The sequence below is a fragment of the Rickettsia australis str. Phillips genome (assembly GCF_000273745.1).
GTDB lineage: Bacteria > Pseudomonadota > Alphaproteobacteria > Rickettsiales > Rickettsiaceae > Rickettsia > Rickettsia australis.
This window is the reverse complement of record NZ_AKVZ01000056.1, coordinates 1-2,054: the sequence shown is the minus strand read 5'-3', so window position 1 is coordinate 2,054 and position 2,054 is coordinate 1. Positions and strand designations below refer to the sequence as shown.

The following is a 2,054-nucleotide window of genomic DNA, read 5'->3' as shown; positions in this document are numbered from 1 at the left end:
AAAATATCTATAGAAGGTTGTTCTGCCTATACCTAGCGTTTTTATAATATCAGAAATAAACGGATAATTTTCATTGTCTTTAAGCATAGCTTTTGCTGTACGCATTTTATCATCACTCATAAACTTAGGTCTCCCACCGATTCTACCATTTTTACGAGCAGATTTTAACCCGGCTTTTGTATTTTCTACGATTATTTCCCGCTGAAACTGGTCGAATGCTGCATTCATATGAAAGAAAAGCCTCCCTTCGGGTGTTGAGGTATCTATATTTTGAGTGATTACTTGTAAACCGATTTTCTTCTCTTCAAGGATTTTTAAAGTACTAATTACTTGCGTAAGCGATCTTGCAAGGCGGGATAATTTCCAGACTACAAGTGTATCGCCTTCCCTCATATAATCAAGAGCAGCCTGTAATTGGATACGTTGCTTATTTACACCTGATATTTTTTCCGTAAATATTTTTTTACATCCTACCTCATTAAGAGCATCAATTTGATGATTAGGGTTTTGATCTAACGTTGAGACTCTTGCGTATCCGATGAGCATATTTTCTTATTCCTAAAACGATTTTTTGTTATATTAGCGAAACATATAAATAAGAACAATGTTTTGAAACATTTTTTGTGTAGATTTTCATTAGGCTTTTGTGAGTCTGTTACATGTTTCCAAAACGATCGTTTTAAGAACAAGGTTAATTAGGTTTTATTATGCCTAGAATGAATATTTTGAATAAAAGCGAACAAGAGAAGTTTAATTGTGTGATTTATAGACATAGTTACAACCAAGATGTCTGTTTAATTTGCGACTAATTAATTATACAGATAGTGCCTTTTTATGTTTAATAATGCTCTTTAGTTCCTTATTATATTTATAATTTTGCATAATCAATGGTTCTTGTAACGAATCATAATTTTTCTCAATTTCTTGTATAGAAGGAACAGACGGTTCAAGATCCTGATATTTTTCCCAAGGTGTTTTCCCAGCAAGAGAAGTGTGACCCCTATTATGATTATAATAATGCTCCCAATTATGTAATTGCTTTGGTAATTCTATACTCCGTATATCAACACTACTATAAAATTCATCTAAAATCAGTCTTTTATGATCTTTCTACCTTACCATTTAGATGAGGTGACAACGGTTTAATCGGACGGAATTTAATTTTATGTTCTTTTAGATAATCTTGTACAATATACGCAAAAAACTCCTGTCCTCTATCAGTTTGAATACGTTGTATTGGGAATGGCATACGCTCTAATACTTTCTCTAAAAAAGATACTGTATTTATTGCAGTACGTCTTTTATATAAAGCTAATATCTTATATCTAGTGCAATCATCTATGGCAGTATACTGATATAAATTACTGGCTATCTTACACACGTCCATTTGTATCCTTGCCCCTGGAACTTTAGCACTATAACGTTTTACTTGCTTACGATAATGCCTCTTTAAGAGTATCCTCCCAAGATTATGTTTTTGCAAGACTTTATGTATAGTAGCAGTAGAAAAGGAAATGCCATGTAAACGTTTTAGTTCGTTCTGAATCCGTCTTGCTCCTAACTTTCTTTCTTTTCTTAAAACTAGTATTTGTTGTTCTGATATATCATTTAATTTCTGAAAAGGAAATGTATGCGGTTTCCTGCTTAAAGAATGTAGACCCTCAACACCCAATAACTCATAACGTTTATACCATTTACGTAAGGTGGATCTTGAAATACCATAGTGACTACAAACTTTCCCTGCATTACCTGACTCTTGATATAATTTAACCCAACTTAAACGTAGTTTAATCTTAGAGTCCATACTGGTATTTTTTTATAACTAAATTACATTTGAGCTTACATCCTTATTGTAACTATGTCTATAAATCACACATTTAAATAAAGTGGTCCCTTTTTCACGTAATTTAGTGGTCCCTTTTTATTTGACAATGACAGTAGTTACTAAATACGCAGTACCACCTGCTACTATTGCTGAAAATAATACCACTAGGCACATATTTTTTTAAAAAAACTATAATTGCTACACTCAACAACATAAGCAGCACTTGCAG

General features: G+C 32.4%; 1 protein-coding gene and 1 pseudogene. Both read right to left on the bottom strand.

Annotation, left to right across the window (positions count from 1 at the left end):
- Positions 1-546, bottom strand: a 546-nt coding sequence (locus A452_RS0107520) for a recombinase family protein (protein ID WP_017208732.1), incomplete at its 3' end; no start/stop codon positions are given.
- Positions 547-813: 267 nt separating this feature from the next.
- A pseudogene (locus A452_RS08900) lies at positions 814-1,804 on the bottom strand (IS481 family transposase).
- Between the last annotated feature and the right edge of the window lie 250 nt (positions 1,805-2,054).